This is a genomic window from Campylobacter concisus, from assembly GCF_002913865.1.
In the GTDB taxonomy this organism is placed as follows: Bacteria; Campylobacterota; Campylobacteria; order Campylobacterales; family Campylobacteraceae; genus Campylobacter_A; species Campylobacter_A concisus_AM.
This window is the reverse complement of the sequence record NZ_POYX01000107.1, coordinates 1-6,418: the sequence shown is the minus strand read 5'-3', so window position 1 is coordinate 6,418 and position 6,418 is coordinate 1. Positions and strand designations below refer to the sequence as shown.

Annotated in this window: 5 protein-coding genes; 3 read left to right on the top strand and 2 right to left on the bottom strand. The window is 41.3% G+C overall.

Annotated features, from left to right (window positions below):
• Positions 1 to 943: 943 nt before the first annotated feature.
• Entirely contained in the window at positions 944 to 1,375 is a 432-nt protein-coding gene (locus tag CYP77_RS06980; protein WP_103566124.1) for a hypothetical protein, read from the top strand.
• Between the two features lie 5 nt (positions 1,376 to 1,380).
• Positions 1,381 to 1,776 carry a hypothetical protein gene (locus CYP77_RS06975; RefSeq protein WP_103566129.1) on the top strand — a complete coding sequence of 132 codons (396 nt, stop codon included), beginning with the start codon at positions 1,381 to 1,383 and terminating at the stop codon, positions 1,774 to 1,776.
• Positions 1,777 to 1,847: 71 nt separating this feature from the next.
• Here the strand turns inward: CYP77_RS06975 and CYP77_RS06970 are convergent, their stop codons facing one another.
• Positions 1,848 to 2,348 (bottom strand): DNA-deoxyinosine glycosylase, encoded by a 501-nt coding sequence (locus tag CYP77_RS06970; protein WP_181001417.1) that lies wholly within the window; start codon positions 2,346 to 2,348, stop codon positions 1,848 to 1,850.
• A 97-nt stretch (positions 2,349 to 2,445) separates the two neighbouring features.
• On the opposite strand from CYP77_RS06970, the gene CYP77_RS06965 reads away from it, so the two are divergent.
• Positions 2,446 to 2,877 carry a hypothetical protein gene (locus CYP77_RS06965; protein ID WP_181001418.1) on the top strand — a complete coding sequence of 144 codons (432 nt, stop codon included), beginning with the start codon at positions 2,446 to 2,448 and terminating at the stop codon, positions 2,875 to 2,877.
• Positions 2,878 to 2,908: 31 nt separating this feature from the next.
• Here the strand turns inward: CYP77_RS06965 and nifJ are convergent.
• A partial coding sequence (nifJ, locus tag CYP77_RS06960) for a pyruvate:ferredoxin (flavodoxin) oxidoreductase (RefSeq protein WP_103599725.1) occupies positions 2,909 to 6,418 on the bottom strand: 3,510 nt, incomplete at its 5' end.

The following is a 6,418-nucleotide window of genomic DNA, read 5'->3' as shown; positions in this document are numbered from 1 at the left end:
ATTCATGGCTGTGATAGTTGTTTTTTTTATGAATATGATCTGGCCAGCCATTATATTGATAGATTGGCAAAATAATCCTAAGCACTTTTCTGGCTATTATCAACTATTTTTGAATATATTTTTGATAGTTACTGTTTTTTTGATGGGGGATAACGTTGGCTTTTAATAATATTGGTCTAATTTTCGGATCTATTGCAAGTTTTATATTTTTGATTTTTTGGCTAAAAGAGTCTAAAAATAAGGGCAGAAAGTTTATTATTAGGTATTTTTTCGTTTTTCTTGGTGCTATAATGATCATCCTGACAAATTTTATAAACATTCCTCAATTTTTTGCATACGACCTAGGTGATAGAAATTTACTCTATATCGCATTTGCTTGTTTATGTCTTCAGCTAATAGTTGATATTTGCTATGTTATTTGTGCTTTTTTTCGTAAAGATAAACAAATTGATGTATGAATATAAATAATACCTAGTAAATTTAGCAATAGTGAGTTGTGAGATATTTTAATGGGTAGTTTTATTAGCAGAATAATTGATATTGGTTTTATGCCAAACGCTTCGTGGCTATATTGGCTGGTATTTGACACTGTAGGATTACTATTTTTAAAGATGCTGATAGAGGATGTCATTTCAAGTTTATATTATTTCAAATTTAATACAAGGGGCAATATCCAGTCTATTTTATATATCTTGTTTGACCTAGTGATTATATTTTTGATCGCTTTTTTATTTTATAGGCTATATTTTAGCGCCACTAGAGTAGAGGGCATTTTGTCTCTTATAGCGAATTTATCACTCTTTCTTGTTGTTGCAGTTTGCATTTATGCTATCGTTGGGACAATTAGACATTTGGTAAAACCACGAAGCAATACTATAAAAGCCAAACCAAAATTCTTTAGAATGTCTCGCTTAAAAAGACGTAAGGAAAATTTGAAAAAATAATGGATAAAGTTTGGAGTGAGCTAATCTTGCAGCTTATGATGGGAGATCACCCATTGCTGCACTGGGTTATTTATAATATCTTTGGACTACCACTGATGTTTTATATATGGAAGGCTACAGCTATTTTCTTGCATGGCGGTATTGCCATTAGCAAAAATAATCCCATAAAAGATATAGCACTTAGGTTATTTTTTGTAGTAGTTTCATTATTCCCATTTTACTTACTTATAAAATTTACTTTTACAAAATCAAACGGCTATCTTGTCTATCCTTGTGTTTTTAGTTATATCTCTACCCTTGTTGTATTCTTGCTGGCTATCAGACCTATAAAACAAAAGCCAAGTGAAACCATAGAAGCCAAACTAAACTTTTTTAGAATGTCTCGATCAAAAAGGCGTAAAGAAAATTTGAAAAATAATGCTAGAAAGTAGAAAATATGTTTAACCGTATAGGTGGCTTTTTTATAGGATTTATGTGCTTACTTTACTGTATCTCTATGCTAGCTAACAAAAATATAAAAGTTGGTGAGAAGTTTTTTAAATTTGATGATACTGGTTATTTATACTTGCTACCAGCATTTGGATTTTTGGTGCTAAGCATTTATGGTTTTTGGATGGCTTTTAGAAAAGAGCCGCCAGTCGTACAAAGGCTAGAGGGCATGTGGTGCCCTGACTGCATGAAATTTTATCATATAGGTGAAACTACATGTGAAAAGTGCGGACAAGAGCTACTAAAATGTTATAACACACACTATGAAACAAGGCCAAAACCAAAGACCGAGCCGCTGTTTAGATCAAAGCCTAGAAATAAAAAGCGAAAGTTAAAGAGATAAATTTATAAATTTTGTAATGCAAAGGGGAGCAAGGCAAAAATAATCCGAAGGTAAAGTCATTTTGATTTTTGTTATTCTAGCGCTCTAGCTATCACCGACCACTCGTTTGCAAGCTTTTCAAGGCTAAATTTAGCATTCGCAGGGCTGGTTGATGGTAGTTTTATCACTTCATTTTTTGTCGCTTTTATGATCTCACCTTCTAAGTATTTTTTGCAAATTTCGTAAGCTTTGCCGCCATTTGCATAGACTTGTGTGATATTTGCCTCTTTAAATAAAGGCTTCAAATTTACAGGCACGATCTTGCTCATCTTGGCATCGCTTGAGCCCTCTATCTCGCATGATATCGCAGCGTCATATATCGCGATGTGATGAGAGAGTAGAAATTTTATCTTTTCATCCGTGCTTTCTGGCGTATCAGCGTTTAAAATCCTAGCCAGCACCCGCCAAAAGCGGTTTTGCGGATTTGTATAATAAAAACCAAATTTACGGGAGATGACAGAGGGAAATGAGCCTAGGATCAAAATTTTAGAGTTTTTATCAAAGATTGGCTTAAAAGGGTGCGTTTGGCTCATATTTTTGCCTTTTAAATTTATGAATAATTTTAGATAATGATATATAAAATTTGCTTTAGAAGTTAAATTTTAAGGAGCTGCAGTGCCTTGGCGCAAGATGAGGTTTTTTGATAAGGGCTGGATAAGTGGAGATCTAGACGATGATGAGTTTGAAAAGAGGATAGAGGATTATAGCTCGTATATAAGGTCTTTTTATGGCGAGCTAAAGACGCTTGAGAGAATTTTTATAGATCTAAATTTTAGTGATGCAAAGATAGTATCTTTTGCCTTTATGAAAAGCGGCGCTAGGGTTAAATTTTATATCGGAGACTTGCAAAATGGCTACTTCGAGCTAAGTGCCCTTTTTAAAAATTTTCATATAGATGACAACGCTCTTGGCGAGATCATAGCCAGTGAAGTGGCTTTTGTGGAGAAGAAATTTTATTTTTCATATATGATGAGTGATCTTAAGGAGCGTCATTTTGCCTTTGACGAGATATGCAGTATTAAATTTAAAAAAATTTCAAGCAAGATGTATTCTAGCTGCTAGAGTAAATTTTAGGTGCAAAAGCACCTAAAATTTAATTGATTTCGTCGCTAAAGTCTGCTAGGCTAAGGCGTTTTAGCTGGCGGTAGCGTCTTTGCGCGTCAGCCTTGTTTTTAGCTAGTAGCTCGTCTGCGTGTTCAGGGTTGGTTTTCTTAAGCGAGTTGTAGCGAACTTCGTTTAGCAAAAACTCTTCATAAAGCGACCAGTCAGGCTCTTTTGAGGTGATTTTTAGAGGATTTTGCCCCTCTTTTAAAAGGCGCGGATCGTATAGGTATGTCGGCCAGTATCCGCATTTTGTAGCGAGTTCGCCTTGGCCGCCTGACTGTGACAAGCCGCCTTTGATGCCGTGAGCGATGCACGGAGAGTAGGCGATGATGAGGCTTGGGCCATCATACGCTTCAGCCGCTGCGATCGCTTTTATCACGTTTGCTTGGCTCGCGTTTGAGTTGATCTGTGCTACAAAAATGTTGCCGTAAGTCATCGCGATGTAGCCAAGGTCCTTTTTCTGAGCCGGCTTGCCGCTAGCCGTAAACTGCGCTATCGAGCCTGCACGGCTTGATTTTGAGCTTTGGCCGCCAGTGTTTGAATAAACTTCGGTGTCAAGCACTAGCACATTTACGTTCTCGCCGCTTGCTAGCACGTGGTCAAGTCCGCCAAAGCCGATGTCATACGCCCAGCCGTCGCCGCCGATGATCCATTGCGACTTTTTGACGAGGAATTTCTTAAGCTCTAAAATTTCTTTCACGCCTGGCGCGCTTAAATTTTGCTCTAAGATAGGCAATAAATTTTTCGTGATCTCTTGCGTTTTAACGCCATCATTTTTGAAATTTATCCAGTCGTTGTAAAGCGCTGAAAGTGCGTTTGGCACGCTATCTATGTTGTTTCTCATTATATCTTCGATGCGGTGGCGCATGGTCTCCATCGCTACGTTCATACCCATGCCAAACTCAGCATTATCTTCAAATAGCGAATTTGCCCACGCAACGCCCTTGCCTTCGTCGTTTGTGGTGTACGGAGTAGATGGGGCAGAGCCGCCATATATCGAGCTACAACCAGTCGCATTTGCCACGATCATGCGCTCGCCAAAGAGCCTTGTTATAAGCGTGATATACGGAGTTTCGCCACATCCTGGGCAAGCGCCGTGGAATTCAAAGAGCGGCTTAGCAAAGCCAACGCCTTTAACGCTCTCTTTGTTCATGAGATCGTCTTTATAAGCGACCTTTTTAAATAGATAATCAGCGTTTTCTTGCTCGTTTTTGCCTAGCTCTTCTTCAAGCGGCACCATGACGAGCGATTTTTCCTTGCTTGGGCAGTTTTGCGCGCATAGCTCGCAGCCGGTGCAGTCTAGCGGGCTTACTTGGATCTTGTATTTTAGTCCCTTGACCTCTTTGCCTTTGGCTTCTAGGTTGTGCTCTTTTACGCCATCAGGGGCTGCGCTAAGCTCGTTCTCGTCTATCAAAAATGGCCTGATTACAGCGTGTGGGCAGACAAATGCGCACTGGTTGCACTGGATGCAGTTTTGCTCGATCCATTTTGGCACCATGACGCCAACGCCGCGCTTCTCGTAAGCCGTCGTGCCAGCTTCAAAGTGGCCGTCCTCGTAGCCTATGAAGGCTGAGACTGGCAGGCTGTCACCGCGAGCTGCATTTATCGGTTTTACGACGTTTTCGATGAAGCTGTTGCCGATGTATTTTTCCTCTTTTTGCTCATCATCTGCTAAATTTGCCCACGCAGGATCGACTGGCACTTTTATGAGCCCATTTGCGCCAACGTCAATAGCGTTGTAGTTCATCTGCACGATCGCTTCGCCTTTTTTGGCGTAGGCTTTGTGAGCGTACTCTTTCATATATTTTTGCGCATCTTCAAAAGGTATGATGTCAGCAAGCTTGAAAAACGCCGACTGCATTATGGTGTTTGTGCGGTTTTTAAGTCCGATGTCGTGCGCTAGTTTGGTTGCGTTTATGATGTAGAAATTTATATTTTTGCTAGCTAAAATTTTCTTAACTTTATTTGGTAGCTTCGCTATAGTCTGCTCTGTGTCCCAGATAGAGTTTAGTAAAAATGTGCCGTTTTCTCTTATGCCGTCAATTACGTCGTAAATTTCAAGATATGCTGCGACTGAGCATGCTACAAAGTGCGGATTTGAGACAAGATAGGTCGAGCGGATCGGCTTTTTGCCAAAGCGAAGGTGCGAGCGTGTGTAGCCGCCTGATTTTTTACTATCGTAGGCAAAATATGCCTGCGCGTAAAGATCAGTCTTATCGCCGATGATCTTTATCGAGTTTTTGTTTGCGCCCACGGTGCCGTCAGCTCCAAGGCCGTAAAATAAGCACTCTTTCACGCTCTCATCGCTTAGTGAAATTTTCTCTCCAGTCGGTAGCGACGTAAAAGTTACGTCATCAACGATACCCACTGTAAAGCCATCTTTTGGCTCGTTTTGGTTTAAATTTTCAAATACAGCTAGCATCTGCGCAGGATCGACGTCCTTTGAGCTTAGGCCGTATCTGCCGCCAACTATGACTGGTGCGTCCTTTTGGCCGTAAAACGCTGCTTTTATGTCAAGATATAGCGGCTCGCCAAGGCTGCCAGGCTCTTTTGTGCGGTCAAGAACGGCTATGCTTTTCACGCTCTTTGGCATCACGTCAAAGAGATACTTCGTGCTAAACGGGCGGTATAAATGCACCTTGATGATGCCCACCTTTTCGCCTTTTGCGTTTAGATAATCAACGACCTCTTCAAGAGTCTGCGTCACTGAGCCCATGGCTACGATGACACGCGTAGCCTCAGGGTCGCCGTAGTAGTTAAACGGCTTGTAGTCACGGCCGGTAACTTTTGAAATTTCAGCTAGGTAGTTTGCTACGATATCTGGCACTGCATCATAGAAGCGGTTACTTAGCTCTCGTGTTTGAAAATATATATCGTCATTTTGCGCTGTGCCTCTTGTTTTTGGGCTCTCTGGGCTTAGCGCTTCGTCTCTAAATTTCTGTAGTGCCTCTCTATCAAGGAGTCTATCAAAGTGTGCGTAGTCCATTACTTCTACTTTTTGAATTTCATGGCTCGTTCTAAAGCCATCAAAGAAGTGTAAAAATGGCACTCTGCCCTTGATCGCTGCTAAATGCGCCACACCAGCGATGTCCATCACCTCTTGCACTGAGCCGCTTGCTAGCATAGCAAAGCCAGTTTGGCGACAGGCGTAGATATCTTGGTGATCGCCAAATATTGAAAGTGCCTGCGCTGCTAGCGAGCGAGCTGAGACGTGGATGACGCCAGGGAGGAGCTGGCCTGCTATTTTATACATATTTGGAATTTTTAAAAGTAGGCCTTGAGAAGCTGTGTAGGTCGTAGTTAGCGCGCCAACTTGCAGCGAGCCATGCACCGTGCCAGCTGCGCCGCCTTCGCTTTGCATCTCTACTACTTTTACTGGCATACCAAATAAATTTTTCTTGCCCTGCGCTGCCCATAGGTCAGTGTAGTCAGCCATAGGCGAGCTAGGAGTGATAGGGTAAATTCCAGCTACTTCGGTAAATGCGTATGACGCGTAAGC